The 26,674-nt window shown below is 52.5% G+C and carries 30 protein-coding genes; 7 read left to right on the top strand and 23 right to left on the bottom strand.

Features of this window, described 5'->3' with window-relative positions:
- Positions 1-64: 64 nt before the first annotated feature.
- Positions 65-1,210 carry a methyltransferase gene (locus tag KFE80_01345; protein UTW45603.1) on the top strand — a complete coding sequence of 382 codons (1,146 nt, stop codon included), beginning with the start codon at positions 65-67 and terminating at the stop codon, positions 1,208-1,210.
- A 10-nt stretch (positions 1,211-1,220) separates the two neighbouring features.
- Here KFE80_01345 and KFE80_01340 read toward each other — a convergent pair whose 3' ends face one another.
- From KFE80_01340 to kynA, 4 genes are all read right to left on the bottom strand, one after another.
- Complete coding sequence (locus KFE80_01340) at positions 1,221-1,517, bottom strand: antibiotic biosynthesis monooxygenase (GenBank protein UTW45602.1); 297 nt, start codon at positions 1,515-1,517, stop codon at positions 1,221-1,223.
- A 67-nt stretch (positions 1,518-1,584) separates the two neighbouring features.
- Positions 1,585-1,926 (bottom strand): cupin domain-containing protein, encoded by a 342-nt coding sequence (locus KFE80_01335; GenBank protein ID UTW45601.1) that lies wholly within the window; start codon positions 1,924-1,926, stop codon positions 1,585-1,587.
- 24 nt (positions 1,927-1,950) lie between these two features.
- On the bottom strand, positions 1,951-2,514 hold the full coding sequence (locus KFE80_01330; GenBank protein ID UTW45600.1) for a hypothetical protein: 564 nt from the start codon (positions 2,512-2,514) through the stop codon (positions 1,951-1,953).
- 70 nt (positions 2,515-2,584) lie between these two features.
- Positions 2,585-3,430, bottom strand: coding sequence for a tryptophan 2,3-dioxygenase (gene kynA, locus KFE80_01325; protein UTW45599.1), 846 nt, complete (start codon positions 3,428-3,430; stop codon positions 2,585-2,587).
- Between the two features lie 90 nt (positions 3,431-3,520).
- Here kynA and recQ point away from each other — a divergent pair, with 90 nt between their 5' ends.
- The 4 genes from recQ (at position 3,521) to ppk2 (ending at position 7,653) form a co-directional block, all read left to right on the top strand.
- Entirely contained in the window at positions 3,521-5,341 is a 1,821-nt protein-coding gene (gene recQ, locus KFE80_01320) for a DNA helicase RecQ (protein ID UTW46575.1), read from the top strand.
- Positions 5,335-5,748, top strand: coding sequence for an aminoacyl-tRNA hydrolase (gene arfB / locus KFE80_01315; protein UTW45598.1), 414 nt, complete (start codon positions 5,335-5,337; stop codon positions 5,746-5,748). Before recQ ends, arfB begins: the two co-directional genes overlap by 7 nt.
- Positions 5,748-6,602: a PHP domain-containing protein gene (locus tag KFE80_01310; protein UTW45597.1), complete on the top strand. Its 855-nt coding sequence runs from the start codon at positions 5,748-5,750 to the stop codon at positions 6,600-6,602. The genes arfB and KFE80_01310 overlap by 1 nt, the downstream gene beginning before the upstream one ends.
- Before the next feature lie 82 nt (positions 6,603-6,684).
- On the top strand, positions 6,685-7,653 hold the full coding sequence (ppk2, locus tag KFE80_01305; GenBank protein UTW45596.1) for a polyphosphate kinase 2: 969 nt from the start codon (positions 6,685-6,687) through the stop codon (positions 7,651-7,653).
- Between the two features lie 48 nt (positions 7,654-7,701).
- Here ppk2 and KFE80_01300 read toward each other — a convergent pair whose 3' ends face one another.
- The 11 genes from KFE80_01300 to KFE80_01250 all read right to left on the bottom strand — a co-directional run bounded on the left by KFE80_01300 (position 7,702) and on the right by KFE80_01250 (position 15,693).
- Positions 7,702-8,418, bottom strand: coding sequence for a class I SAM-dependent methyltransferase (locus KFE80_01300; protein ID UTW46574.1), 717 nt, complete (start codon positions 8,416-8,418; stop codon positions 7,702-7,704).
- A 29-nt stretch (positions 8,419-8,447) separates the two neighbouring features.
- A complete protein-coding gene (gene djlA, locus KFE80_01295; protein UTW45595.1) occupies positions 8,448-9,236 on the bottom strand; it encodes a co-chaperone DjlA in 789 nt (262 codons plus the stop codon).
- Positions 9,237-9,279: 43 nt separating this feature from the next.
- A complete protein-coding gene (locus tag KFE80_01290; protein ID UTW45594.1) occupies positions 9,280-9,996 on the bottom strand; it encodes an ABC transporter permease in 717 nt (238 codons plus the stop codon).
- A 2-nt stretch (positions 9,997-9,998) separates the two neighbouring features.
- Positions 9,999-10,298, bottom strand: a complete 300-nt coding sequence (locus KFE80_01285) for a DUF1244 domain-containing protein (GenBank protein ID UTW45593.1) — start codon at positions 10,296-10,298, stop codon at positions 9,999-10,001.
- Positions 10,299-10,312: 14 nt separating this feature from the next.
- Positions 10,313-11,641, bottom strand: a complete 1,329-nt coding sequence (locus KFE80_01280; GenBank protein ID UTW45592.1) for a type II toxin-antitoxin system HipA family toxin — start codon at positions 11,639-11,641, stop codon at positions 10,313-10,315.
- On the bottom strand, positions 11,635-11,994 hold the full coding sequence (locus tag KFE80_01275) for a helix-turn-helix transcriptional regulator (GenBank protein UTW46573.1): 360 nt from the start codon (positions 11,992-11,994) through the stop codon (positions 11,635-11,637). Before KFE80_01275 ends, KFE80_01280 begins: the two co-directional genes overlap by 7 nt.
- A gap of 139 nt (positions 11,995-12,133) precedes the next feature.
- Positions 12,134-12,373: a hypothetical protein gene (locus KFE80_01270; protein UTW45591.1), complete on the bottom strand. Its 240-nt coding sequence runs from the start codon at positions 12,371-12,373 to the stop codon at positions 12,134-12,136.
- Positions 12,370-12,966 (bottom strand): class GN sortase, encoded by a 597-nt coding sequence (locus KFE80_01265; protein UTW45590.1) that lies wholly within the window; start codon positions 12,964-12,966, stop codon positions 12,370-12,372. The genes KFE80_01270 and KFE80_01265 overlap by 4 nt, the downstream gene beginning before the upstream one ends.
- The gene (locus KFE80_01260) at positions 12,966-14,999 is read right to left on the bottom strand and encodes a marine proteobacterial sortase target protein (GenBank protein ID UTW45589.1); all 2,034 of its coding nucleotides are present in this window, start codon (positions 14,997-14,999) and stop codon (positions 12,966-12,968) included. The genes KFE80_01265 and KFE80_01260 overlap by 1 nt, the downstream gene beginning before the upstream one ends.
- A 2-nt stretch (positions 15,000-15,001) precedes the next feature.
- Complete coding sequence (locus KFE80_01255; GenBank protein UTW45588.1) at positions 15,002-15,517, bottom strand: OmpA family protein; 516 nt, start codon at positions 15,515-15,517, stop codon at positions 15,002-15,004.
- On the bottom strand, positions 15,502-15,693 hold the full coding sequence (locus tag KFE80_01250) for a hypothetical protein (protein UTW45587.1): 192 nt from the start codon (positions 15,691-15,693) through the stop codon (positions 15,502-15,504). The genes KFE80_01255 and KFE80_01250 overlap by 16 nt, the downstream gene beginning before the upstream one ends.
- Before the next feature lie 163 nt (positions 15,694-15,856).
- On the opposite strand from KFE80_01250, the gene KFE80_01245 reads away from it, so the two are divergent.
- Both KFE80_01245 and KFE80_01240 read left to right on the top strand, forming a co-directional pair.
- The gene (locus KFE80_01245) at positions 15,857-16,549 is read left to right on the top strand and encodes a response regulator (GenBank protein UTW45586.1); all 693 of its coding nucleotides are present in this window, start codon (positions 15,857-15,859) and stop codon (positions 16,547-16,549) included.
- A 12-nt stretch (positions 16,550-16,561) separates the two neighbouring features.
- The gene (locus KFE80_01240; GenBank protein ID UTW45585.1) at positions 16,562-18,679 is read left to right on the top strand and encodes a hypothetical protein; all 2,118 of its coding nucleotides are present in this window, start codon (positions 16,562-16,564) and stop codon (positions 18,677-18,679) included.
- Positions 18,680-18,686: 7 nt separating this feature from the next.
- Here KFE80_01240 and KFE80_01235 read toward each other — a convergent pair whose 3' ends face one another.
- The 8 genes from KFE80_01235 to gspK all read right to left on the bottom strand — a co-directional run bounded on the left by KFE80_01235 (position 18,687) and on the right by gspK (position 26,647).
- Complete coding sequence (locus KFE80_01235) at positions 18,687-19,994, bottom strand: MATE family efflux transporter (protein ID UTW46572.1); 1,308 nt, start codon at positions 19,992-19,994, stop codon at positions 18,687-18,689.
- A 140-nt stretch (positions 19,995-20,134) separates the two neighbouring features.
- On the bottom strand, positions 20,135-21,571 hold the full coding sequence (locus tag KFE80_01230) for a M20/M25/M40 family metallo-hydrolase (GenBank protein UTW45584.1): 1,437 nt from the start codon (positions 21,569-21,571) through the stop codon (positions 20,135-20,137).
- Between the two features lie 66 nt (positions 21,572-21,637).
- Positions 21,638-22,180 carry a glutathione peroxidase gene (locus KFE80_01225; protein UTW45583.1) on the bottom strand — a complete coding sequence of 181 codons (543 nt, stop codon included), beginning with the start codon at positions 22,178-22,180 and terminating at the stop codon, positions 21,638-21,640.
- Positions 22,181-22,195: 15 nt separating this feature from the next.
- A complete protein-coding gene (locus tag KFE80_01220; GenBank protein ID UTW45582.1) occupies positions 22,196-23,158 on the bottom strand; it encodes an FAD:protein FMN transferase in 963 nt (320 codons plus the stop codon).
- Complete coding sequence (locus tag KFE80_01215; GenBank protein UTW45581.1) at positions 23,158-23,910, bottom strand: type II secretion system protein N; 753 nt, start codon at positions 23,908-23,910, stop codon at positions 23,158-23,160. Before KFE80_01215 ends, KFE80_01220 begins: the two co-directional genes overlap by 1 nt.
- A complete protein-coding gene (locus tag KFE80_01210) occupies positions 23,907-24,380 on the bottom strand; it encodes a type II secretion system protein M (protein ID UTW45580.1) in 474 nt (157 codons plus the stop codon). Before KFE80_01210 ends, KFE80_01215 begins: the two co-directional genes overlap by 4 nt.
- A 3-nt stretch (positions 24,381-24,383) precedes the next feature.
- Positions 24,384-25,619, bottom strand: coding sequence for a hypothetical protein (locus KFE80_01205; protein UTW45579.1), 1,236 nt, complete (start codon positions 25,617-25,619; stop codon positions 24,384-24,386).
- Positions 25,620-25,651: 32 nt separating this feature from the next.
- The gene (gspK, locus tag KFE80_01200; GenBank protein UTW45578.1) at positions 25,652-26,647 is read right to left on the bottom strand and encodes a type II secretion system minor pseudopilin GspK; all 996 of its coding nucleotides are present in this window, start codon (positions 26,645-26,647) and stop codon (positions 25,652-25,654) included.
- Positions 26,648-26,674: the final 27 nt, after the last annotated feature.

The following is a 26,674-nucleotide window of genomic DNA, read 5'->3' as shown; positions in this document are numbered from 1 at the left end:
GATTTTTCCTTATTGTTATTTATACTGCGGCCTTTGACCGCAACAGATGCAAAATTGCTGCTTTATGGATACCTTTGATTCACCATACGGTCCTATTGGCCTGACACGCTATCCTGCTCACCCCAAAGACACATTGCGTGCCTGGGATGCTGCGGATGAGTACCTGGTCAATTATCTGGCAGAGCAACCGGGAATCAACCCCAACAGCCAAGTGTTGATATTGAACGACAGCTTTGGCGCTTTGGCTGTGACCCTGTGCACAGGTTTTCCAGGATTGCAGCCAATCTCCATTGGCGATTCCTGGCTCTCCCATAGAGGCACAGATCACAATTTGACAGCCAATCAGCTCTCCCCTGAGGCGGTTAAGTTACACTCTTCTCTTGAGTGGCCAAAGCTCGAACAAACGTTCAATTTGGTGGTGATAAAAATTCCCAAGAGCTTATCACTGCTGGAAGACCAGCTGCACCGTTTGCAGCAGTTTATAAGCGTTGACACGGTTGTCGTAGCGGCCTCTATGGTCAAGTATTTGCACAACTCCCACCTGACTTTGTTTGAACGACTGCTGGGCGCCACCACCACATCACTGGCAAAGAAAAAGGCCCGCCTGGTGTTTTGTAAACCAGGCAAGCATGAACCGGTAGAAAACCCCTACCCCAAAACCTGCCCGATACCGGAACTCAAACTTGAGGTCAGCAATCACGCCAATGTATTTTCCAGAGATAAGCTGGATATTGGCACGCGATTTTTTCTGGAACACCTGCCTGCTAATGATCGTTATCAACAGATAATCGATCTAGGCTGTGGCAACGGTCTGCTGGGAATAGTGGCCGCACAGCGAAACCCACAAGCCGATATGACTTTTGTGGATGAATCCTTTATGGCGGTGGCGTCTGCTAAAACTAATTTCTCAGCCAATTTTGCCGACAGAAACGCAACCTTTAAAGTAACCGACTGCCTGCAGGGCATCGCAAAAAACAGTGCTGATCTGATTGTGAACAACCCACCTTTTCACCAACAAAACGCGGTCAGCACTCAGGTCGCGGAGCAAATGTTTCGGGAATCAAAACAAGTATTAAAAACCGGTGGAGAACTCTGGGTGATTGGCAACCGCCACTTGGGCTACCACGTGAAACTCAAGAGACTGTTCGGCAATTGCCAGACAGTGGTGAGCAATCAAAAATTTGTAATTTTAAAATCAACTAAGAAATAGTCTAGATATTTTATTGTGCTTCGGGGCAATCAATTTCACTGATTCTATAGTGCCTTTCCACATTAACTGCCATTGTTCCCCAGTACGACTTCTTAACCCGCTGCTGATGATATTCAAAAGCGGCCCGATCAATAAACTCTTCGTAAACAGTGAAAATACGCTTATTTTCCAAGCTTTGGGTTACCTGAAAATCCAGGCAACCTTTCTCAGCTTTTGTCAATTCGATATGCCGAGGAAGCTCAGCCTCCACCTCGGGCAGATCAGTTTCAGGCACAACAATATGGCCTTGTAGTATTATTTTTGGCAACGCGTTTACTCAACAACTACTTTTACTTGAAGGGTTTCTGGTAAGAGACTGCAGCAAATTTAAAATTTTATACAACGACCCTATCACCATGACTTTTTGGCTGTGATATAACCAAAAAACGTAAGTCACCAGAACTTTTATTCATTAATTGATGAGGTGCTTTTGCAGAAACATGAATACCACTGCCTGCATGCACCTCGTACACATCACCAGATATTTCCAGATGGGCAATACCATACAGTACATAGAAAAACTGCTGTGATTCGTTATGATAATGTCTTTCTTCACTTTCACCCGCTGGGACACGCTCCTCGATAACACTTAGACCATCCGATTTAAGCAAGTGCCAACCATCAGAGCTTTGGCCCCACTTATAGTGATCTGAATTTTTGGTGTTAACGACACTCATAGCAAAAGGAAAACCGGTCAGCCTTTAATTCAGTTCTTTATCCTTCCAGAACTTCATACCATCTACAGTAGCTTCCAACGCAATACCCGCTTTGGTCAACTCGTAACTGACAATATCAAAATCCACAGACTTAACCACATTTACCGAGCCGCCCTGATCATCGGATTGAGCGGTGGCACCGGCTTGCCCGGAGACATCCCAGCCATTGTCAGCAAAGTTTTCCAGGTCGTGACTTTTCTTGAAAATCAGCACCAGGCGCATATCCCGCAAACCCGCGCCAATACCCAAGCCACCACCGGCCATTTTCATATAGGTTTTGCTGCCACCTTTGCGAGTCACTACGCCGTAGCCACCACTGGTGGTGACAAAAATCAGGTTGGTGTTGATGTTGCTGAAGATGGCATAGCCCGCCGCATCGGCAATTTGCTGGCGCGCTTTGGGGTGCTCTTTGTAGAGGTCTTGAAGGGTGTTGTTGCGCATAGTGTCCACGTAGGCGCGTCTCTCCTGAACCGAGTTGCCTTTTACCGTGGAGCAGCCACCAATGACAGTTACCGCGGCCAAAAGCGCCGCTACGAGTGCCAATTTCATGATATTTTCCTCAAGGTGAAACAAATGATTAACTACAGGTATTAACTATAGCCCATTCGGATAGCCGAAACTAAAGGGCAGTTCTCACCGACCACAACTCCGGGTAAAAACTCAGCTCCAAGGCTTTCACCAGGTAACTAACTCCGCCGGTACCACCACTGCCGCGGCGATGACCAATAATGCGCTCCACAGTCTTCATATGAGCAAAGCGCCAGGTCTGGAAGCGGTGCTCAATATCCACCAGCTTTTCCGCCCAGTCGTACAGCTCCCAATACTGTTCACTGTCGCGATAAACCGTCGACCAGATCGCCTCAATAGCCGGGCTGGCAGTATACGGCTGGCTCCAGTCCCGTTGTAGATAGTCATCGGGCACATCAAAGCCTCTCCTGGCGAGTAGCTGGATGGTCAGGTCATAAATACTCGGGGCATTGAGAACGCGGTTTACCTGTTGGTAAATCTCTGGAAACTCCTTGTGCGCAGCCACCATACCCGGGTTCTTATTGCCCAGGGCAAATTCAATCATGCGGTATTGATAGGACTGAAACCCGGAGCTTTGGCCCAGAGAATCGCGAAAACTCAGATAGTCTTTGGGGGTCATGGTCGACAGCACGTTCCAGGAGTACGTCAGCTGTTCCTGGCAGCGGGCAATACGTGCCACCATTTTCATGGCTGGCCCCAAATCGTCTCGCTGTACACAGGCCATGGCCTCGGTCAGCTCGTGAATCATCAGTTTCATCCACAGCTCCGAGGCCTGGTGAATGACAATAAACATCATCTCATCGTGACTGCCAGACAGGCACTGCTGGGCATTGAGCACTTTTTCCAGATTCAGGTATTGGCCGTAGCTGATGTCCTGATTCCAGTGAATATCTTCACCGCTCAGATCCACCGCATTTTCGGGTTTGGGGGTTTTCACGTCGGCTCTCCGGATTTGATCAAGCAAAAATTCTAGTCGTTCCCACACAAATAGGGAAACTGTGCACCCATGCCCGGCTATAATGCCGCGATGATCGACGAAGCACTGCACATACTCAGGGAAATTTACGGCTACCAAGCCTTTCGTGGGCCGCAACAGGCGGTTATTGAGGCGGCTCTGGAAGGTTCTGACACCCTGGTGCTGATGCCAACCGGGGGTGGCAAATCCCTCTGTTACCAGATTCCGGCTCTGCTGAGACCGGGCATGGGCATTGTGGTATCACCGCTGATTGCATTGATGCAAGACCAAGTATCCGCCCTGCAGCAACTGGGTCTTGATACGGCGTTTCTCAATTCCTCCCAAAGCCCTGGCGAGCAACAAGCAGTGGTTGAAAAAATGCACTGCGGCGATCTGGATATTCTTTACATCGCCCCAGAGCGGCTGTTGCAGCCGCGCACATTGAACCTGTTGAGCCAGATACCCGTCTCCCTGATTGCCATCGATGAAGCTCACTGTGTCTCTCAGTGGGGTCACGATTTTCGTCAGGATTACCTGTTGCTGTACACCCTGGCAGAGCACTTTCCCGGCGTACCGCGTATGGCGCTCACCGCCACCGCCGATCCGCGTACCCAGCAAGAAATACCCCAGCGACTTGGCCTCTGTGATCATCGAAGCTTTATCAGTGGCTTTGATCGCAGCAATATTCGCTATCAGGTACACCCAAAAAGCGACCCTAAAAAACAGCTGATCAAGTTTCTGCTGCCCCACAAAGAACACTGTGGCATTGTCTACTGCATGTCGCGCAAAAAAGTAGAGAGCACCGCCCAGTGGCTCTGTAGTCGTGGCCTGACTGCCCTGCCTTACCACGCAGGTCTGCCCAGTGATATGCGCGCCGAACACCTGCAGCGCTTTCTGCGCGAAGACGCAATTATTATGGTCGCCACCATCGCATTCGGTATGGGTATCGACAAACCGGATGTGCGTTTTGTAGCGCATTTGGATTTGCCCAAAAGCATGGAGGCGTACTACCAGGAAACCGGGCGCGCCGGACGCGACGGCGAGGCCGCTGATGCCTGGATGATTTACGGCCTACAAGATGTGGTTCGACTGGTGCAGATGATGGACAGCTCAACGGCTCCAGAGCAACAAAAGCGTATTGAGCGCAGCAAACTGGACAGCTTGTTGGGTTGGTGCGAAGTCACCGAATGCCGCCGCCATTCACTGCTGGCCTATTTTGGCGAGCACTATCAGGGCCCCAGTGGCGACGGCCGTTGCGGCAACTGCGACACCTGTTTAACACCACCGCAAACCTGGGATGGCACCGAAGCTGCGCAAAAATTATTGTCCGCCATATACCGCAGCGGCCAGCGTTTTGGCGCCGCTCATGTCATCGATATTTTGAGAGGTCGGGAGAACGACAAAATCCACCAGTGGCAACATCAGCAACTGAGCACCTTTGGTATCGGTGCTGACCTAAACGAAACCCAGTGGCGCTCGGTGTTGCGGCAGCTGGTGGTACAGGGCTTTGTGGTGGCCGATGCCGAGCACTACGGAGCCCTGCGCCTCACTGAGCACAGCCGCCCCCTGTTGCGCGGCGAAGTGATTTTGACGTTGCGCCAGGATGTGGCGCAAAAAACCCTGCGCAAACCCGCGCGCAAAGCCGCTGACAGCAACGTCAGCGACGCCGACAGAGCACTGTGGGAAGCGTTGCGCCAACGGCGTAAACAACTGGCGGATGAAAACGGTGTACCGCCATATGTGGTGTTCCACGACGCCACCTTGATGGAGATGATGGAATACCAGCCCACCAGTGAAGTGGAGTTGCTGAATATCAGCGGCGTCGGCCAGTCAAAACTGGACAAGTTTGGCGTCGATTTTCTCGAAGTCATACGCGAGCACGCCCAATGCTGACCGTATCAAACCAGGTCACCATCCCTGAGCACGAACTGGAATTTAACGCCATTCGCGCCCAGGGGGCTGGCGGCCAGAACGTCAACAAAGTCTCCAGTGCCATTCATTTGCGCTTTGATATTCGCGCTTCGTCTCTGCCGGGTTTTTACAAACAAAGGCTGCTGAATTATCGCGATCAACGCATATCCAAAGACGGCATTGTGGTCATCAAAGCTCAGGAATTTCGCACTCAGGAAAAGAATCGCGATGCCGCCCTCGCCCGCTTGAAAGAACTGATTCTGGCGGCCACCGCGGTACAGAAAAAACGCCGCGCCACCAAACCCACACTGGCGTCCAAAAAGCGTCGCCTGGACGGCAAGGCAAGACGATCAAAAGTGAAAGCCATGCGCGGCAAAGTGAGCGACTGATGACGGATCCGGCAGCGATCAAATTTGACCTCCACTGTCACAGCACCGCGTCGGATGGCTCTTTACCACCCAATCAATTGGTGCAACGAGCATACCGCTTTGGGGTCACACATCTGTCCATCACCGATCACGATACCGTGGCGGCCTATTCGCAAATCGACCCACAGGAATGCCCGCTAACCCTGATTCCCGGCATTGAGCTGTCCACCACGTGGCGCAAGCGCGGTGTGCATATTGTTGGCCTGGGTATCGATTTGAACAGCCCGGCTATTGCCGAAGCAGTGACAGCGCAGACCCGGGCTCGCCAACAGCGCGCCGAGCGTATCGCCAGTAAACTCAGCAAAGCCGGATTAAACTGCCCCCTGCAAGAGATTGTAAAAATCGCCAATGGCAGCCAATTGGGGCGCCCTCATTTTGCCCAGTATCTGGTGTCCACAAACCAGGTAGCCAATACTCAGCAAGCGTTTAAAAAATATTTGGGCGACGGCAAGCCGGGAGACGCCAAACAACACTGGGCAACCATGGAGCAAGTGATTCACTGGATACGAGCCTCCGGTGGCATTGCGGTATTGGCTCACCCCCTGAAATACAAATTAACGCGCACAAAACTGCTGCAATTGCTGGACGACTTTAAAGCTTTAGGTGGCGAAGCCATGGAGGTAGCTTCTGGCAAACAGGTACCCTCCGACACCCAGGCAATGATGGCTGCCTGCCAACAAACAGGTTTGCTGGCATCTTGCGGCTCTGATTTTCACCACCCGGATACTCACTGGGCAGAGATTGGCCAATACGCCCACCTGCCTGACAGTGAAAATACGGTTTTTTCACGGCTACAAAACATGGGTTTCGGTTGATTTGCATCAATCATCCGGCCGTCTCGAAGTCTCTCAGGTATCTATAATTAATGGATTACTTCACCTCATTGAGATCATTGTCATGGACACTTCCAACAAGCAAACCAACGACTACGACGCCATTTTGAAAGAATCCGAGATGGCCGTTAATGCCGAAGCGAGCCACACCACCAACCGATCTCATCAATTGGCTGAATTGCGCCACAACAGCGAGGCCATTCGCCGTTCTTTTGAAACCGGCGAATACCCCTACAAAGCCAAATTAAATCGCTCTCGCTACGAAAAACAGAAAGTGTTCCTGCAAACCGAATTACTGAAAGCACAACGCTGGGTGAAAGAAACCGGCGAAAAAATTGTGATTATTTTTGAAGGCCGGGACGCGGCAGGCAAAGGTGGCACCATCAAGCGTTTTATGGAGCACCTGAACCCTCGCGGTGCCCGAGTAGTAGCCCTGGAAAAGCCCACCGACGCAGAAAGCACCCAGTGGTATTTTCAGCGCTATATCAAACACCTGCCCTCGGCCGGAGAAATCGTTCTGTTTGACCGCTCCTGGTACAACCGCGCTGGCGTAGAACGGGTGATGGACTTCTGCACCCCAACCCAGTACCTGGAATTTATGCGCCAGTGCCCAGAGCTTGAACGCATGCTCACTCGCTCTGGCATTCGTTTGTTTAAATACTGGTTTTCGGTGACTCAGGAAGAACAAGCCAGCCGTTTTGAAGCGCGCAAAAATGATCCATTAAAACAGTGGAAGCTGTCCCCCATCGACAAAGCGTCGTTAAACAAATGGGACGATTACACCGAGGCCAAAGAAGCCATGTTCTTCTATACCGACACCGCGGACGCACCCTGGACCATTATTAAATCCAACGATAAAAAGCGCGCGCGCCTCAACACCATGGAGCATTTTCTGGCAAGCCTGCCCTACGACGGCAAAAGCAAAGAGGTTGAAAAGGGACCGGACCCATTGATTGTTGGCCACAGCGCCCATGTGATTGGCAACAGCGAGCACATTTTGGGGAAATCACTACACCCCAAGCAACGACGTTAAAAATAGGATAAGGGGAATGCCCTCCCCGCTTAAGCGGGGATCAGTCCTTTATAACGGCTTGCGAAAGCGCAATACAAAGCGGTCGGTTTTGCCGCGAATCTCTGGCTGAAACACATTCAGGGTGTGGCTATCTTCTGAATTTGCCAAAAACTCAGCATTGGCTTCCAATACAAAACCCGCCGCCAATACTTCTTTGATGACCAGCAGTTCATCCACTCGATGCAATGTTTTTACATCGCGCTCACCACTGCCCGGTTGAGCACGGTGGTCCCACAGGGCAAATACACCTCCAGGCTTTAGCGCGTCAAAAATAGAGCGATTCATCGTTTGTCGATTGGCATTCATCCAGTAGCTGTCGTGATAAAACAAACCCATCATCACCACATCCAACTGCCCCGCCGGAAAACCCGGCTGTTCCAACTCCCGATCCAGGCGAACCACGTTGCTCAGGTCGCGGCCGTTCAATCGTTCCGCCATGGCCTTGTCGGCAAAACGTTCCAGGGCGATGGAGTTATTCTGTGCATACACTCTGGATTCGGCACCAAGGTAACGGGACAGTATCTCCGCGTAGTAACCGCCGCCAGACATCATATCCGCCACTTGCATACCCGGCTTGATGCCGTAAAAGGCCAGCAATTGCGCAGGCTTTCGACTGGCGTCGCGAGTCTTATCCGCTGCTGGTCGGTTGGGGTGATTTAGCGCTTGTTGAATCGCGTTTTTTTCAGCGGATGTCAACGACTCCGCATTCAGCAATAGCGGTGCCATCAGCAACAGCAAGAACGAGCCAAGCTTCATTACTTCAACCCTCGGTTCTTTTTAATCAGGTCGTAAGCGGCCTGAATATCCTTGGCCTGTTCAGTGGCCACTTTGAGCATATCTTCAGGCACCCCCTGCCCCATTAGCTTATCGGGATGGTACTGGCTCATCAGTTTGCGGTAAGCCCGTTTCAGTTCCTGGTCGCTGCAATCGCTCTGCACACCCAGTGCTTTGTAGGCATCCTCCAAAGCCGATGGCGAGGCTGCACCCTGACCACCACCGCCAAACTGGGACTGGTTTAAGGTCATATCCAGCAGCTGACGAAATTGCGCTTCACTGTAACCCAGTTGGCCAGCAATAGAGCGCAACAAGGCCTCTTCAGCACTGTCCATCACCCCATCGGCCATGGCCATCACAATCAGGTACACCAGCAGCACCTGAGGCAGGTTGCGGGTATGGCCACAGGCAGCCACAAATTCTTGCAGAGCTGGCTGGATGGCAAAACCCTCCGCAGAACCCTGCTTAAACCATTCAATCGCCTGCTGGCGATGCTCCGCAGACATGCCCAGTTGACGAATAAAGTTTTCGGTGTGGTCTATTTCAGCCTGGGAAATATGGCCATCTGCCTTGGCCAGCTTTCCCTTCAGTAAAAACACAGTGCGCAGAAAAACCGCCTGACGGTTGCCCTGGGTAAACGGGTTAAAGCCGCCGCTGCCGTAGTTCTGCAAACGCTCAAAGCCGCCGGCAAACAGGTAACCGAGAATAGCGCCTATAAAACTACCACCCAGCAACAAAAAGCCAATAACGGCGCCAATAATTTTTATCAATGCTCTCTTCCTAAAATAAAAATTTCGTCAGGACTCGTAGTTTTCATTCAAATTTCAACGCACTGCGGCCCATCCACCACAGATACACCGCGGTACTGATGCCAGCACTGCCAAAAATCATGCACATCACCACTATCTGATAGCGAGCTGCCACCAGTGGGGAAATACCACTGAGTATTTGCCCGGTCATCATCCCCGGCAATGACACCAGACCAACCGCCAACAGAGAGTTAATCTGCGGCAGCATAGCGGCACCGAATGCGAGGTTTCGCGCTTGCAAAAAGCCTTGCTCACGTTCCAGTTCCGACCCATAACGCTCGGCACCCAGACTAACGGCGTTCATGCAATTGGCGTACACCATGCCCGCCATGGGAATCAATGTATGCGGGTTGTGCCAGTCACTGCCACCGCTGAACAGCGCCACCACCAGTGCCAGGTTGACGCTGCCGCCAATGCCAATGGCCAGCAAGGTAGCCCACCAGTGATTGGCCTGTTTGTTTGGGATCGGTCGCAACGCGATCGCGCTGGAGATAACAATCATCAACAGCAAAATGCCCAAGGACAGAGGCTGGGAATCCTGAGCAAAAATGTGTTGCAGTACGTAACCCACCAACAGCAATTGCAACAGCATCCGCCCTGCAGCCCAGGCCACCTGACGACTGTTAGCTAACCAGCGAGCGGCTATAAAGCCGACAATCACCACTGGCACCAGAGCAATGGCCAAGTCCAGCAGGGTTAGCTCGCGCAATGTTTGACCCATGGCTACGCCTTGGAGTTTAGTCGCGCTTCAAGTGCCGCCATTTGTTCTGGCGTGGCTGGCGTTTGATGATTGGCTTTCCATTCACTGTAGGGCATTCCGTAGATCCGCTCCCGGGCCTGCTCATAATCTACCGACTCCCCGCGCTGCTCCGCTTCCGCCGCGTACCATTTGGCCAGGCAGTTGCGACAAAAATCCGCCAGAATCATCAAGTCGATATTTTGCACTTCCTTGTGGTTATCAAGGTGTTTGAGCAAGCGCCGAAACGTCGCCGCCTCTATGTCGGTTTGAGTCTGCTTATCCATAGTAAATCCTGTAATTACAACTGGCGATGGGCCTGCTGAATTTGTTTGATAACGCTTGGCCGCACGCCCGCAGCACGGGCAAATTTTGGCCATTGAGACAATGCCTCGGCAACTGCATCAATGGTATCTGCGGGCCTGGGCAGACTAATGGATTGGCCCACGGTCAGCAAATCCTCACGGGTAAAATGGTCCCGTTTACCGTTAACGGTCATTTGGTGCTGGCTGGTCCAGACGCCCGCCGGGTTATGAGCATAGGTTAAATCGAACGCTGGCGAGAGTTGCCAGCGACCCTGGTGGTCCATCAGAAAGGCAATATTCTTGGTGTGGTCATCCTGATTGCGGGCCAGTATGTTAAATACCATACGGCGATACTGCTGTTCTGCATCGGCACGGGAGAGGCGCAGCTGGCGCATCACCCCGAATACCTGTTCGTAGCCGTAAGCTCCCGGCATATTGAAATCAAAGTGAGCCAAGCCACAGAGGGACTGCATATGAAGCTTGGCAACGGAGCCGTCTGCCAATTTTTGGCGGTCGAAGCGACGGGTTAAAAAATGGGCTCTGCCGCCCTCCTCCAACAACCGGCTCTCGGCCATATAAATGCCCGCCGTCTGTGCCATCTGGTAGTAGGCGTATTCGATGCGTCCGTAGCCCTTGGGCTTACCCAATTCCAGGTCGTCCACACCGTCGAATTTCAGCAACCAGTAACCGTAATCCGATGGCGCCTCAACCTGGCCGGAACGCACCTGCCCCTGATCGTTAATGGCAATAACGGCTTTAGGGCGAGCACCACCCGCCGATGTGCCCACTCGCAGGATATCCAGTAAGGCGTCGGCGTTTTGCTGCTGATCTTCCAGCGCCAGTTCCACTTGCAACTGGTTGCGTTCACGGGTCACCGCCTGAGCCAGCTCTACCAATTCGGCCACTTCCACCGGTACAGACTGATCGCTGTTGCGGCCGCTCAGGGCCGGTTGGTATTCCAGCGCGCCCATGCCTCTGGAGCCGGTGTAACAAAGCCGTTCCAACGGACTAAAGCTGGCTGCGTGGCGACCGCTGCGAGCCAACCAGGCATCAATAATGCTGTTACCGAATTTATCCGGCAGCGAATCGGCCAGTAAGCCGGGCAAGCCCTTGTAAGTGTCTCGATTGAGGCCAGCAAAGCTGAAGATGGCGTCGCCGCCAGCGATGTTGGCAACCCCCATGTGTATGGGAGATGGCTCCAGACCACTGCGCAGAAAGTCGGAGTCGTATTCAAACACAGCCAGCTGTTTGTCAGGCAACCAGCTTACCGCCCCCAGGGTTTTGCCCCACAGGGAGATCAGGGCGGTATCCACCGTGGCTACCATTCCACATCACCACTGTGGCCAGAATTAGAGCCGCCATCGTCTCCGAAGCCGCCGCCCCTGCTGCCCGTCGCTCGCTGCCGCACCTTGCCTTTGCGCTTGGCAAGCTGCATAGGGCTGATGCCTGGGTCTGGCAAAAACACTTCAAGGGATGACAGCTCACCCAGTTCTCGCAACACCGCCACCAGCGTTGCCAGCTTTGCCCGCCCAACTTCTAATGATTTGATGGTATTTAGGGATAAAAGCGTACGTTCTGCCAACTGCTGCTGGGTCAGATTTTTGCGCAGGCGCAGTTGCCGAACTCTGCCACCCAGTTCAGCGAGTATTGACTTATCACTTTCGGACTCAAAAAACATAACAGCCAATTTTTAATCTATAAAATCGAATAAATTAAATTTTATACCAATAATTGACTATTAAATCAAAGCACAAAACAAAAAACAACAGCCTTAATAAAGGCCATAATCTTATAAAATGGCCATTAAAGGCTTTTTATTAATTTTTAGATAGTAACTCAGCAACACGTTGATACCAGCATTGATAAGCAGCGTCTGTATTCCACCTGCCATCCACTGGGGAAAAATCAGAACGGGCATCGGATAACTCCAAATCAGGCAGCTCAAGTATCTGCTGCCGCTGCAGATAAACAACCTGACGCTTGGCGGGCACCGCTCTCTCTACAAGAAACACAAACTCCAACACACAGCTGCCTGACAGAACTCGCAGTTCAATCATGTCACTTCCTCAATTAATGGCTCGGCAAACACCAGATAACGCCAAGGGGTGTTTTGCTGAATACCCCCTAAAGGCCAGCAAGTGACCAGTATCAACTGGTCATTGGCTACGTTATTCAAAAACAGCTGGCCATTGCGGGTGTCCACCACCTGCTCATCAACCATTCGATAACGCTGCTGACCGCCAGAGCCCGCCAGCAAAATGGTATCGCCCGGCTCTAAAGCAGCCAAAAAGCGAAAGTGTGTATCCCGGTGACCACTGATTATCACCACTCCAGGACCACCCGGCGACGCACTTTGAGGGTTATGACCAGGGCCAAATGCCAGAGCCTGACCGGAGTCTCCCGCCAGAATCACCTGATCCACTCCAAGCGCGGGTATTTGTAACTGCCCCACTGGCCAGGTATCCGCCCAACTCCAGGGCTTACTGGGCTTACCCGTGGCAAGACTCTGCTGCCAGGCCCGCTCAATTAACCATTGGCCAACCACTGCCTTGGCATGAATGTATCCGCCGTTAAGGGCACAAAAAAGCCCCACAACCAACAGCAATAACGGCACCCAATAACGCCTTAATAATGCCCTGCTGCGACCCATCAGCAGGCCACCTGACGAGATCGACCCTGCCAATAAAGCACCATTGCAGATACCAACAAGCTCAATAGCGCCAACCACAACCACATATCAGCTCCTGTCGCTGTTTGCGGCAGAGCAAGGCGTGTTCCATGAGGGCTTTGGTTCGGTACTTTGCGAAATTCAACAGGCTTATCCAGCGGGCGAGCTGGCGTTGTATCCACCGCCACCAGGCTGGTAAATGGGCTGACCAAGTGGTGACTCAGTGAGATTTGTACCACCTGATCGCGAATCTGCTCTCTGGCCACAGGGTCGTGCTGGTTGCGACGCAAATCATTAAGTTGGGCAATCTTATTTCGCGCCCAAAGCTGATGCACTCCGGCCTGCTGCTGCCCTTCCAGCAACTCCAACTCCCGCTGCCACTCCACCTCACCAATTCGGCCACTGACATTAATAGACGCGGAAGATGGTGCCATTTTCATTACCGCCACCAGCGGCTCCCCCGCGTACAAATCCGGCAGAGGGTTGGGTAATATCTCCGCATGGCTGTTTGCAGGCACACTGAGCTTCAAATCGGTCAAAACCGGTGCTTCCAATTTACGATACAGCGCCGCCATCTTGGGTTGCACCTGAGTGGCATCCGCCACATAGGTAAAGGTGCCGCGACCAAATTCCGCGGCCCGGCGCATAAAGTAACTGTTGGGTGCCGAACCGATACCCACGGTAAATAAGCGGGTGGCACCAATACTTGTACTGATGGCACGAAACAATTGATCCTCATTGCTTACCGAACCGTCAGTAATGAATATCACCTGCCGGACTCGCTGCGGATCATTACAACTTTTGCACAGCGCTCTGTTCAACGCCGAAAGCATTTCGGTACCGCCGCCGGACTGAAGTTGAGACACATAGCGCTGAGCGCGATTAAGCACGCCCGGAATAGCTTGTTGCACATCCACAAACAGCGAGTCAGTTACCGAATTAAATTGAACGATGTTAAAACGGTCTTCCGGCTGCAGCCGCTGCAGCGCCCACAACAAAGAGGCCTTTGCCTGGCGTATGGGCTCACCGCCCATAGAACCGGAAGTATCAATCACAAATACCACATCTCTGGGCAAGCGCTGAGCACCCGCTTCCAGAGACGGCGGCGTTACCTGCAGCAAGCCATACTGCTCACCGTTATGTTGCTGCACAAACAGTGACGCTTGAGGGGTTTGGGATTCTATGGGGTGCCACTGGAGCAAGAAATCCCGATCCGCTGCGGTTCGTTCACCGGGCTCATTGAGCACCAGAGTTCGACGGGATGGGCTGACCGCACTGGCTTGCAACCGGTGGCTGGGCGACAGCACCTCAGACAGCTCAAAACCAGCATCCAGTTCTATTTTGATACGGGTGGGATTGCTGTTGTTGTCACTGATTGGCCAGGGGGCAACCGGCTGCTCTTGATTGGGCTGTTGAGATTCTGCCGGGCCTGCTGTAGGACTTATGTCGGCAACAACCTGCCTTGGCGTATAACGAGGCGTAATCGTCATCGGATAGCGCAAGCTGTAGGTATCACCGTCTCGAGCAACACTGTGCTGGTATTCAATTTCCACCACAATCTGCTCGCCGGGAGGGATGTTGGCAACCTGGGTAGTAAACAAGTTGGGCCGCTGCTGCTCCACCAAGCTGGCACGTTTGCCTTGTTGTTTGGCCTGCTTGTAAATAGCCTTCGCCTGCTGGCGCTCTTTGATCTGACCTTCGATAACACGCTCACCAATACGCATACGTAGCTGGTCTACCGCTGCGTCTTCCGGCAGCGGGAACAAGTAGCTCGCCTCTGCCCACTGCTCGGATGGGTTGTAAAAGCGCTGAGACACCACCGAGCGAACGATGGGGCCATTCACAGAAAGTTGTACATCCGTGTCCAGCGTCGGTGCCACCCAGCGAACCGATTGCCCATCAAAGCGCAGTAACAACGTACCCGCACCGGGGTCACTGTCGTTGGCCGTGGCTGCCAACGGCCAGCCCCCTAAAAAGCTCACCAACACCATTGCGATCGTCCATGCCTTTTTCACGACTAATTCCTCTGCCCAAACCAAATTTTTTGTGGCGCTTCAGATAGCCCTTCAGCAAGAATTTCAATACGGCGATTGAGCTTTCTACCACTGATGCTGTTGTTGTCAGCAATGGGAGCTTCTTCGCCGCGGCCATCCACTTCGAGCACACCGGCTGCAATGCCATGATCTTGCAGCTTATCCGCCACCGCATTGGCCCGTCGCAAACTGAGCAAAAGGTTGCTCTTTGCGGAGCCCTCAGCATCGGTGTGCCCCACCACCACAACCCGGGTTACTTGCTGCCAATCGACAAGCTGCTTCAATAACGGCTCCAGTTGTGAATCCAGGTTTTCCGGCAACAGCGCGCCACTAACACCGCCGTGCAGCTGCAGGGAGAAGCGCGCCGGGTAAAGTACTGGTTTATCCGCCACAACCAGCTCCGCTGTTGCTGGGCTATCAACATGGACTAACGGCTGGCTGCTACAGCCCGCCAGCAGCCCAATGGAAAAGAACCCGAGTATTTTTAGTGAGACCGACACGACTTCACCTCCACTTGCACATCCAACACATCATCAAGATCATTTTCCGGCCTTGCGGCCAGTGGCTGCTGCAACAAGTGCCTGCAGTCAATGCTGTGACTGAATGGCACCAGTTGCTCAAACAACTGGGGGTTGCTGTAAAACATGTCATCGGTAATGGCAACAAACTGCTTCATGGTTGGCTCCTGTAGTTCGCATAAGTTTTTATGGCTGCCATTAAAACCAAGGAAAGTGAACCAACGAGGAACAGACCGTGGACAAATCGTGGAGTTGAAAAGAGCGCTCCGGGATTGTGATAGGATGGCGCAAAATCTGGTTTGGATACCTAAAGGGCACCCTATGAGCTACCTAATCGCTATTGTTGAAGACGACGCCGACCAGCGCCGCAACTACTGCGCCGCCATTGAAAACAAAGGGTTTGAAACCACCGCTTACGCCAATCGCAGCGATGCCCTAAAAGGCATTCAGGAACGCCAGCCAGACCTGGCTGTACTGGATATTATTTTGGAGAGCGAGGTGGATGGCGGCTTTATGTTGTGCCGCGATCTGTTGGCACAAAACCCGGATTTGCCGATTATTTTTCTCACCGAACGAGTGGACGAAATCGACAAAATATCCGGGCTGCGTTTGGGAGCCTGGGATTATCAGCCCAAACCCATCAGTGCTACTTTTTTGGCGGAACGAGTTGCCTCTCTGCTGCGACTTAAAGAAGTGCGCTCCGCCCCAGAGAGCAACAGCAGCTCTAAAACTCTGGGAGACCTGAGCATTAACGAAAGCGCCATGCAAGCATCCTGGTGCGGCGAACGAGTGGATCTGACCTTAACTGAATTCCGTTTGCTGGCCCACTTGCTGCGAGTGCCGGGAGAAGCGGTGACTTACGACAGCCTGATGAAATCCACTATTCAAAGTTACGTCACCAGCAATACCATCAACACCCACATGCGCAATATTCGCAAAAAGTTTCGTCAACTGGACGATCAATTTGATTGCATTAAAAATGAATACGGGTTTGGCTACCGCTGGGCCAAATAAGGTGTTTCCGGGTTGAGAAAACTGCGCGGCCCCCGCCTCAGTACCAAACTGATTTTGCTCGGTTTGGTACTCCTGGTGATTCCCTATCTGGGAACACAAACCCTGCGCGCCATGAAAAATTTTCTGGTGGGCGGGCAGCAGCAAGCGCAGCTGATGACCGCCCAAGGCATTGCCACCCTACTCTATGGCCGGGACGAGCTGTTTAACGACACCCCTCCCACTCTGGAAGGCTATGCCACCCTGCCTATTTACCCACTGCAAACCGGCATTCAGTTAGATGCGGATGACGAAGAATGGCAAACCTATGGCCTGACGCTGAAGTCTGAGCCTTACAATAATTTCCATCTGGTGTTGGGGGAACGGGATGGCAACCTCTACGGCTTGCTGGAGGCCAACGACAGCACACCAGTAAACCGCGACCCCAGCATCAACCGCCTCAACCACACGGATCATGTACGCCTTTATTTTCGCGATAAAAATGGCGTGGAGCAGCGCGCCCAGATTATTTGGGAGGGCAACGGCAAAACCACTACGTACTTTATGGACGATGAGTGGGTAAACGCCACCGATAGAGGCCTGCCGGACTATCGCATCCAAGGATATATGCGCCGCAGTGACAACGATTACCGCCTGGAATTTCGCATTCCCCTGGAAATGATCAGCGATGGCCACCTTGGGGTTGCTGTCGCCGATGCCTGGCAGGTGGATGGGCGCAAAGAGATCAACACCCTCAGTGGCACCTTCGACACTGTAGATGGCAGCCCTTATAGCCCCATGGTGTTGCGCTCGGCACAGCTGCAAACCATCCTCGACAGCATCGCCAAAACGTCGTCTCGGATCTGGATTTTTGATGGTGAACTGCGGGTGCGGGCCAACAGTGGTGAACTGGCCAGCGCCGAAAACAAGCCCTACATCGCCGAAGCTGAAGACTCTCTCAATGCAAGCTACTTATGGGGGAGCTTTATTTCCCGCGCCACAGATCGATTGATCGGCATACCCACTGGTGATATTGAAGACTACGATCCGAGCCTCACCAGCAGCCGCAGCGATAAGATGTTGCGAGATGCGCTCAGCAACAAAGCCACTACTCACAATCGTCTCTCCCTGGATGAAAAAACCCGCATTATCAGCGCTGCCTCCCCCATCCAGAGCAACGGCCAGATTCTTGGTGTTGTACTGCTGGAACAAAGCACCCACCATGTGCTGAAGCAACAGAGCGAACACCTGGAACGAGTCACCGAACGCACGTTTTTCAGCTTGTTTGCCGTAGTGATTGCCATGTTGTTGTTTGCTGCGCGACTGGCCTGGCGCATTCGCCGTTTGGGGCGAGAAACCAATACATCTATCGACGATTACGGCCGACTGCAGGGCATCAGTATTTCTAAAGATTTGCGCGCTGGTGATGAAATTGGCGACTTGGCTCGAAACATTAACCTGGCACTGGAAAAGCTAAACCAGCACCAAGGCTTCCTGGCTAACATTCCTCGCACACTGCGCCACGAAATTAACAATCCACTGAATACCATCAGTACCTCTTTGGACAATCTGGAACGTGAACAACTGTCCGACAAAGACAGCACTTATCTGGACAGTGCCCGTCGCGGACTGATGCGAATCAGTGTGTTGATCGGCAAACTGGCAGACGCTGCCAACCTGGAAGAAGCTTTAAACGCAGAAGATATTTTCGAATTCGACCTGGCCGCCATGCTCAGCGCCTACGTAGAAAACCAGCAAAAACTGAGCCCGGATCACAAATTAATTTTGAATATGGACAGCGACTCGGTGCCCTTCAACGGCTCCGATATGCACATCGAACAGCTGCTGGATAAATTGCTGGATAACGCTCGGGATTTCAGCGCAGAAGGCGCACCCATCACTATCAATTTATTGCTGAACCGAGAGGCCTGTGAATTGCAGGTGATTAATCGGGGTAATTTAATTGACGAGCAACAGATCCCCAATTTATTCCAGATGATGCACTCCAAACGACGGGACAAAACTCCCGGGCACTTTGGTTTAGGGCTTTATGTCGCCCGAGTGATTGCCGAACACCATGGCGGCTCAATTCGGGCATTCAATCTGGAAGATAATTCCGGGCCTTGTTTTAGTGTGCGGCTGCCGTTGGATTAATTTGGTTTTACGCTGCCAGCACCCCAAGCTGCCTGGCAAGCCTACGAATAATAACTACAGACAACAGCATGCCAGTCAACACACTGGTCGCAATACCCAACCATATGCCGATAACACCAAAATCAAAAATCGCCAGATAGATGTAGCTAAATAACGCGATACCGATACCCTGCCGGTAAATTCCGATCAGCAGCGACCAAGCCGGTTTTTTGAATGCTTGCAACAGCGAGTTAATCGCAAACATGATCAGATAAGCCCAATGTATCAAGCCAGTGACTTTCAGATAGCTGGCACCGATGCGAACCACCTCCGGATTCGAGGTAAAAAAGGTCAGTACGACGCCCCCTAAAAACCAGAGAAACGCGCCGGACAACAACATCATTGTGCAGCCAAATCTGAAGCAGAAAAAAGCCGCTTCACGAACACGTTGATAGTTTTTTGCACCGTAATTCTGCGCTGCCAATGGCATCAAACTTCCTGTTAGCCCAAACACCGGCAAAAGAACCAATTGCTCTATGCGCATGGCGACCCCGTAGCCCGCCACCGCCTGTGAACCGAAGTCCTTTAGAAAAAACTGGATGACGAATCCCGAAAGAATCATCAACATCATGGTAAATGTAGACGGAATGGCCTGCGCCAGTATGTCTCGGTATATCTGCCATTCCATTCTAAGGAAGCTGGCCAGGCTGGCGTTAGCAAAGGTACCCGTTTTAAAAACCCGAAAAAGAATATAAAACATAACGCCGGACTGGCTAAGCAATGTGGAAAGCGCCAGACCGTTAAAACCAAACGCGGGGAATAGCCCAGGGATGCCAAAAATAAATAGAGGATTGAGAGCCAGGTTGGCGAAGAAAGCCACTATATGGGCTCGCTGCATGGAACGAGTATCACCCCTGGCCTGAAGAATGCCATTGCCGATAAAAGCCAACAGGAAAAAGATAACACCCAATAACAACCAGTTTAGGTAGTGATTGGCACCAGTCCGATACGGGCCTTCTGTAGAAATAAGTTTGATCAGTTCTGGCGCCAGATAGAGCCCAACTAAGGTGAGCAGAAATGACACCAACGCGCCGAATAGCAAACCTTTTTGGGCGATTTGGCGCGCCCTTTCTGTGTCCCCTTCTCCATAGGCGTTTCCAATCAACGCCGCCATCGCAGAACTCAGCCCAAACCCGACAGCGATCAACAGAAAAAACACCTGAGATGCGATGGATAAGCTGGCCTGAGCATCCGTGGAAATCAAACCCGCGTAAAAAGTATCTACCACACTGTAAGCGGTATTAAAAAACATACCAATGGCCATCGGCACAGCCATATTGCGAAAGTGTCGGGGAATGGAACCCTGGGTGAGATCGTGATCTGGGGTTAGCGCAGATTTGTTGTGGTCATGGTTTGCTGTCGATTTCTCTTGTTCACTGGAGGCAGACAATGATTTATTCCGCTTGAATATAAAAACTATTGGCCAGCTTTTGCTGTCACAGATTTGCGAAATTCAATATCGGAATCCGCCGCCAAATAAATTGTCGCCGCATAAGCTGCAATATTTTGTGCCAGTTCTTTCGGGTCAATTTTATCCAGTGTGTCATCCGGCGTGTGGTGCAAGTCAAAATAATCCATGCCATTCTGATTCAAGCGTATGGTGGGTACGCCTCTGGCCGCCAGCGGGATAATATCCGGGCCACCACCGGGCACCTCAGAGCCACCACGTACAATACCAATAGGTGACAGGACCTTGGCAATTTCGTCAATCAATGAATTGGCACCGGGATTTACATTAGACACCAGCCGCCAAATAGTTTGCGCACCAAAGTCAGACTCAGTGGCCAATACATGATTTTCCAAATCGGCATCATGCTTTGCTGCATAGGCTTTTGCACCCAGCAAACCAACTTCTTCGGCACCGAACATCACCACCCTGATCGTGCGTTTGGGCCGCTTGGGTAATTTCGCAATCAATGCAGCCGCAGCGGTGGTAATCGCAATCCCTGCCCCATCATCAACGGCACCCGTACCGAGATCCCAGCTGTCCAGATGAGCGCCGATAAGCACAATTTCATCAGGTCGTTCGCTGCCCACCAGGTCCATAGTCACATTGCCACTGCTGACTTCGCCTTTCCATTTAGAGGATGAATTCAAAGACAATTCGAGTGGCTTACCCAGATTATGCAGGCGGCGCAAATGGTCTGCATCCGGGCTGGAAATGGCAACCACCGGAATGCTCGCCCATTTGTCGCCGTCTTTGCTCATCATGCCCGCATGGGGGAAACGGTGTGAATCAGACCCCACTGAGCGTACCACTAGCGCACTGGCACCACCGCGCTCAGCGTGTTGCCAACCAATTCTGCGGCGCTGGTTGGCTGGGTTGTAACCCGCACCGGTCTGGCTTTTTACGATTCGATCACCGTCGACAAAGGCAATTTTGCCCTTCAACGCACCGGCAGCAACTTTTTCTAATGCGTGAATATCACGAAAATACACAACGCTCGCTTTAATGGCACGTTTCGACGGCCCGGCCCCGCCCAGTGCGGTGCCATACAAATCCTGTTGATACGGAGCTTCCAGCGACAATTGCAGCTCTCCACGATCCCAAAACGGCATGGTAAATTCTTCAATGGCTACTTTGTCGAAGCCCAGTTTATTGCCGAGTTTAAACCCCCACTCCCGGGCTCTCTTTTCAGCCTCTGAACCAGCCAGCCTTGGCCCTATCTCGGTGGTCAGTGACTCAACAATGTCAAAACCAAGGTCACTATCAAGCGCGGTTTGTATCAACTGTTTGGCGGTACTGATCTGCTCGTCGCTCACGACTGGCTTTTCAGCCAAAGTCCCAGCACTGAATAGGCCGAATGACGCACTCAGTACTAGAGAAGATGCGAGACGTTTTGCGAAGTGCATTTTTTACTCCAGAATTGCGGGTAATTTTGGCCCAGGCAGCGCTCAACGTGACGAGAACCTAACTGGTTAGCCCTTTAATTCCCGTTCAATCGCAGACACCAGCTCTTCCGAATCTGGTTCTACTTTGCTGTTATACATGTCCACCAATTTGCCATCACGACCAATCAGGTATTTAAAAAAATTCCATTTCGGATAACCAGCCTGGTCCGCCAAGCGCTGATATAACGGGTGAACATCACCGCCTGCTTTGACCGACATTTTTTCAAACATGGGGAACTGCACCCCGTAGGTCAGGCGACAAAATTCAGCGATTTGTTTTTCGCTGCCCGGTTCCTGGCCTTTAAAATCGTTGCTGGGAAAACCGAGAATCACCAAACCCTGATCACGATATTTTTGATAGGTGGCTTCCAGCTGCTCATACTGGTAGGTATAGCCGCATTTGCTGGCCACATTGACCACCAACACCACTTTTCCATTGTATTGGTCAGCCAAATTAACTTTTTCATCTCCGGCCAATGTGCGTACATTAATATCAAGCAGCGCAGAGCCAGCATGGGCAAAAGCACTGGCTACAAAACACAACAACACCAACCATAAACGCAATTTCATCGATAACCCCTCCTGTTAATTCGGCTCGCCCAAACCTTTCGAATAATGGGTTTTGCCGTATTCATCAATAATAATCGCTTCAAAACCCACCAATGAATCAATCAGCTGCAAACCCCTTTCTACACCCATCACAAACACCGATGTAGACAGTGGGTCGGTATCAAACCCGTTGGGGCCGATCACACTCACACTGGCAATGCCATTGGCAGAGCGACCGGTTTTGGGATTGAGAATGTGATGAATACGCTCGCCGTTTTCGTCGATAAAAAAGCGCTCATAGTCACCGGATGTAGATAACGCTTCATTTTGCAGCGGCAGCTTAATGGCGATGTCATTGTCGCCGCCACGGGGGTTTTTAATGCCGGCAACCCAGGGCCGGCCGCGGCGGTCACCCAGCAGTCGAGTGTCGCCGCCGGCGCTGATACTGGCGTGTTCGACGGCGTACTCCCTTAACAGCTGGCCCCCCCTGTCGATGGCGTACCCTTTGGCAATGCCACCCAAATCCACCTTAATGCTGGGATGGCGATAATAAACACGCTTTTCACCCCGGTTGAGATCAATCAGGCGATAATCAATCACCGAATTGCTGCGTGTTTTATCGCTGGGTTTTTTACCGGTTCGATAATCGTAACCGTGCCCCACAGAAGCGAAGCTGATATCAAAGGCACCACCGGTTAACTTACCGTAGTAAAGCCCTTTATCCAGCAGCTGCACCATTTCCGCAGAAATAGGCACCGGGCCTTGGGTGGCTTGCTGGTTGATGCGATAAAGGTCGCTGTTTTTATCCCAGGGATTGTAAAGGCGGTCGATACGGTGCATTTCTGCCATAACCGCATTCAGTGCGGCGGAACCGGTTTCAGCGTCCGCATGCCAAAGCACCACTCGTATCTGGGTTCCCATAATGGCTTGGGTATCGCTGTGCCACTGAGCCCATGACAGAGGCGAAAACAGTACCAATAACAGCAACCACCGAGTCATTAGTATTCAAACTCGATATGGTATTTTCCGTCCGGCTGACGCTCTGCAAACAGCGACAATCTCTGCACAACATCATCGTCGGTTTGTGGTGGCAGTCCTACCAGCGCATCCACCGAAGTTGTGCCACTGGGGTTAAACAGCAGCTGCCCGTCCAAATCCACCGGGCCTGAAAGATCAAAAAAACTGAGTTGAACGCTGTTTCCTTGCATTGCCAGGTCACCCGCCAGGGTGCCCATGGCAAACCAACGGCCGCCGATATCCACACGGGCGTTTTGCCAGCTGCCGTTACCCGCCAACTCCTCTACCCGGCTGCCATCGAGAACTAACTTTTCCAAGCGCAACGATAGCTGCCCCGCCAATGGATAGCTCCCCGCATAATGGCCGACGGTGACAGCGGGCAGAGACACTTCCAGGTCGCTGGCACCCAACCGCTGCCCACCCAACCACTGTACCTCTCCCGACAGAAATTCACTGCCGCTGGCTTCAAGCACCACGTCCGCCGAGGGCGACAGGCTCAGTAGTGACAAAGGGTGAAGTGTCCATTGAACAGTATCGATGTTCACATAAGCGCCGTCTGAACCGGTAACCACCTGCTGGGCGCGCCCCTTCCACAAACTGCCCTGGTAGGAACTGGCCTGAAAAGCCAGTTCCTGAGGCAATAACGACTCCAGCAAACGGGCCGGGGCCTGAACCACAAAGTTGACCAATAACAGCAGCGGCAAGCACCACAGCCAGCGAGCAAAGCGCTTCATCCATTCCCCCGCAAGCGAACAGACACCTTAACCACGCCACTGTCACCGGTGGGCGTTACGCTGAGGTTGTCCACGGTGGCACTGTGCTGACTTTCCATTTCGCTGAGCCACTGCATAAAGCCATTAAACGCTGCCTGTTCAAAACGCAACGACACACTGCCATCGCTGTTGGGGGTAAAGTTACTCAACCCCAAGCCAAAGCTGCGAGCACTCTGGCTTACCAAACGCATCAAATTGTTGCTGCCTATTGCAGCTGGATTATTAGTGGCTTTGAGGGATTTGATCTGCCCCGCCAGCTGGGTGGCCTCTTGCAGTTGCGCACTGAGCAAGCGGTTATTGGCCTCCCGCTTATCCACCATGGCGAGCATCGGCTGAATCAACAGCCACCACAGTAAAATCAACACCACAGCGATGCCCCCAAACAGCAAGACACCCTGTTCGCGGCGGTCAAACTGTTGCCAATTGGCCATGGCTTACCTCCCCGCTACAGCGTTGGGCGCCGACTGGCGCTGAATGCGAAAATTACCCTGCTGGCCATCGCCATCGGCACTGGCGGTAAAACGCACCTGGTAGCGGCGTTTTTCCAGCTGCGACTGAATGGTTTGCAGGGCCTCAAAACTGGGTGCCCAACAATTCATTCTCAGCTCACCATTGCGGCCGCTAAAGGTAAAGTTACCCGGCAACACACCTTTGCTAGCGGCAAAAACCGGCATGACGTCCGCCAGCATGGCACTGGGAGAGTTGTAGCTGCCTGTGGCATTGCCACGGCGCTTCCTCAATTCGCTCTTTAAGGCGTTGAGCTGGCGCTGGCTATCCCCCACCGTTCTCCGCGACAACGCCTGGGAAACCGTTGTTGAAATTTGCTGTTGCAGCTGCAGGCCCTGCTGTTTGACATCGCTGTATTGCGCCCACTGCCCGGCCACAAACACCACCAACGCCACGGCCACCACAACCGCCACCCGCTGCCAGTGTTGCCACCAGCGACGTACTGGCAGGTGATTGGAAAACGCGCCCTGGCGCATATCCAATGGGGGTTTTGTCGGGCTGTTGGCAATCACCGTTTGCGGCCAGCTTTGCAGCTCGGCGTCACACTGGGCTTGCAACGCCTCTGGCAGCATCCGCCGCAGCAGTTGCAATTGCTCGTCACTGCCGGCCAACAACAATACCCGCTGAGGTTTGTCCTGTTGCACTAGCTGTTGCAAGGCCATTGGAATCAGCGCGGGCTCGAGGGCAAAACCCTGGCTAGCACCACAACGCACTACGATGGACTGCCCTCTAACCGCCAGGGTCCAGGTTTCTGGCTGCCAAGGGAGTAACAATATCTCCGGCACCATATGGTGAACTTCAATACCCGCTTGTTGAAAATGATCCAACAGCTGCTGCAGCCATTGATGGTCGCAACAAGCGATACTGAGCTGGTCATCAGACAGATGAGCAAAACCGAAGTGCAGCTGATCGACTTCATCAATCAGTTGTTCTTCCAACTCATAGGGAGCCGCTTTGCGCAAATGACGACGCTCTCTTGCGCTGCAGGGCAGCTGGTTGAAAACCACATCGTTGCCCGGCAGCAGTAACCACACCCGAGCGTTGCTTAGCGATGACAAGTCCGCCTTGAATTGTGCCAAGCTGCCCTGGGCAAGCTCCACGCCATCCGCGAACCAGTGATAATCACCACTGCGGGTTTGACGGACAAAAATCGTATTTGCCATAACCTGTTTTCCAAAAAATTAACGCCGGTGAATTACTGCCAGTTACCCAATTCACGACTGATTAGGCGAACTGTGTCGGGAGTTCGATGCAGCAAACTCTGGCTGTAACTGGACCTTTGCGCCACCACCGCTTGTGCCCTGAGCATAAAGTAGCTGGTAGACACGCTCAACAAATCAGTACTCAAAACTTGACCTTCACGAGTCGCCTGGGCCTGTAAATCCGCCATGATCGGTGTATCCAGAAAATCCGCAATGTCGTCATAGGTTTTTTCGGTGCGCTCATTCAGCAGCTCTTCACCGTCTTGTAACGACAGCGGTGTCAGTTGATCGCCAATATTAAAGGTGCGCAACACCGCCAGTGGCGCGGTATTCACGTTCAATTCTGTACCGATAGGCAACGCACAGACCAACGGTTCCAATAATTGGTAAAGCTCTGGAGTAACCCCTTTTACCAGGCGCAGTTCGCTGGTGCTGGTCATCTCTCGGTTGGCGGGCCGATACCCGGTTTGGCCAGCAGTTTGGTAAAAGATGGATTCAGCGCCGCCAAAACCGGTGGTATCGTCGTCAGCGTCGAGCCAGTCAATCACCGCCTGGGTGATTTCAATGGCTTCATTGCGATCCAGTGGCAACACATCGTCAAACGTTTGCAGCAGGCGGATAAAGCGGCGCTGGGGTACGGTAAAATTCTCTGCACCACCCCGGCGGCTTTCGCTGCTGACTTTGGCTTGCAGTTCGTTGATATTCAAGCGCCCTTGCATGTCTTCAAGCTGCAGATTAATGACAGCGATATCCAGGGGAAAGCTGTAGCTCTGCGCCCAAAATTCCCCCAAGTGATCCACGGTGTTGTCGTTTAAGTCCTCAGACAAATAAAACTGTGCTGCCGCCTCACCGCCAGCCAGCAAGTGATTACCCTGCTGGCTAAACAAGCGGTTTTCGGCAAAGCGCACACTGCGATCAAAATCCCTGTTTAAAAACGTCGCCATGGCCGCCACCGCTGCCACGATCAGCAGTGCCAGAATCAACGCCACACCTCGCTGTTGCTTTGGCGAGTTAGA

This window comes from bacterium SCSIO 12696 (assembly GCA_024397955.1).
In the GTDB taxonomy this organism is placed as follows: Bacteria; Pseudomonadota; Gammaproteobacteria; order Pseudomonadales; family Porticoccaceae; genus SCSIO-12696.
This window is presented reverse-complemented; position numbering and strand designations above follow the sequence as displayed.

What these genes read in the sequence shown, in the direction of transcription:
- KFE80_01290 (UTW45594.1), bottom strand. Translation starts at nt 9,996, where the DNA reads ATGGGTCAAACATTGCGCGAGCTAACCCTGCTGGACTTGGCCATTGCT.
- arfB (UTW45598.1), top strand. Translation starts at nt 5,335, where the DNA reads ATGCTGACCGTATCAAACCAGGTCACCATCCCTGAGCACGAACTGGAA.
- KFE80_01310 (UTW45597.1), top strand. Translation starts at nt 5,748, where the DNA reads ATGACGGATCCGGCAGCGATCAAATTTGACCTCCACTGTCACAGCACC.
- KFE80_01280 (UTW45592.1), bottom strand. Translation starts at nt 11,641, where the DNA reads ATGGTAGCCACGGTGGATACCGCCCTGATCTCCCTGTGGGGCAAAACC.
- KFE80_01265 (UTW45590.1), bottom strand. Translation starts at nt 12,966, where the DNA reads ATGGGTCGCAGCAGGGCATTATTAAGGCGTTATTGGGTGCCGTTATTG.
- KFE80_01335 (UTW45601.1), bottom strand. Translation starts at nt 1,926, where the DNA reads ATGAGTGTCGTTAACACCAAAAATTCAGATCACTATAAGTGGGGCCAA.
- KFE80_01345 (UTW45603.1), top strand. Translation starts at nt 65, where the DNA reads ATGGATACCTTTGATTCACCATACGGTCCTATTGGCCTGACACGCTAT.
- KFE80_01330 (UTW45600.1), bottom strand. Translation starts at nt 2,514, where the DNA reads ATGAAATTGGCACTCGTAGCGGCGCTTTTGGCCGCGGTAACTGTCATT.
- KFE80_01245 (UTW45586.1), top strand. Translation starts at nt 15,857, where the DNA reads ATGAGCTACCTAATCGCTATTGTTGAAGACGACGCCGACCAGCGCCGC.
- ppk2 (UTW45596.1), top strand. Translation starts at nt 6,685, where the DNA reads ATGGACACTTCCAACAAGCAAACCAACGACTACGACGCCATTTTGAAA.
- KFE80_01235 (UTW46572.1), bottom strand. Translation starts at nt 19,994, where the DNA reads ATGGCTGTGCCGATGGCCATTGGTATGTTTTTTAATACCGCTTACAGT.
- KFE80_01230 (UTW45584.1), bottom strand. Translation starts at nt 21,571, where the DNA reads ATGCACTTCGCAAAACGTCTCGCATCTTCTCTAGTACTGAGTGCGTCA.
- KFE80_01205 (UTW45579.1), bottom strand. Translation starts at nt 25,619, where the DNA reads ATGGCAAATACGATTTTTGTCCGTCAAACCCGCAGTGGTGATTATCAC.
- recQ (UTW46575.1), top strand. Translation starts at nt 3,521, where the DNA reads ATGATCGACGAAGCACTGCACATACTCAGGGAAATTTACGGCTACCAA.
- KFE80_01300 (UTW46574.1), bottom strand. Translation starts at nt 8,418, where the DNA reads ATGGCACCGCTATTGCTGAATGCGGAGTCGTTGACATCCGCTGAAAAA.
- KFE80_01270 (UTW45591.1), bottom strand. Translation starts at nt 12,373, where the DNA reads ATGATTGAACTGCGAGTTCTGTCAGGCAGCTGTGTGTTGGAGTTTGTG.
- KFE80_01275 (UTW46573.1), bottom strand. Translation starts at nt 11,994, where the DNA reads ATGTTTTTTGAGTCCGAAAGTGATAAGTCAATACTCGCTGAACTGGGT.
- KFE80_01250 (UTW45587.1), bottom strand. Translation starts at nt 15,693, where the DNA reads ATGAAGCAGTTTGTTGCCATTACCGATGACATGTTTTACAGCAACCCC.
- KFE80_01220 (UTW45582.1), bottom strand. Translation starts at nt 23,158, where the DNA reads ATGACTCGGTGGTTGCTGTTATTGGTACTGTTTTCGCCTCTGTCATGG.
- KFE80_01225 (UTW45583.1), bottom strand. Translation starts at nt 22,180, where the DNA reads ATGAAATTGCGTTTATGGTTGGTGTTGTTGTGTTTTGTAGCCAGTGCT.
- KFE80_01285 (UTW45593.1), bottom strand. Translation starts at nt 10,298, where the DNA reads ATGGATAAGCAGACTCAAACCGACATAGAGGCGGCGACGTTTCGGCGC.
- KFE80_01215 (UTW45581.1), bottom strand. Translation starts at nt 23,910, where the DNA reads ATGAAGCGCTTTGCTCGCTGGCTGTGGTGCTTGCCGCTGCTGTTATTG.
- KFE80_01210 (UTW45580.1), bottom strand. Translation starts at nt 24,380, where the DNA reads ATGGCCAATTGGCAACAGTTTGACCGCCGCGAACAGGGTGTCTTGCTG.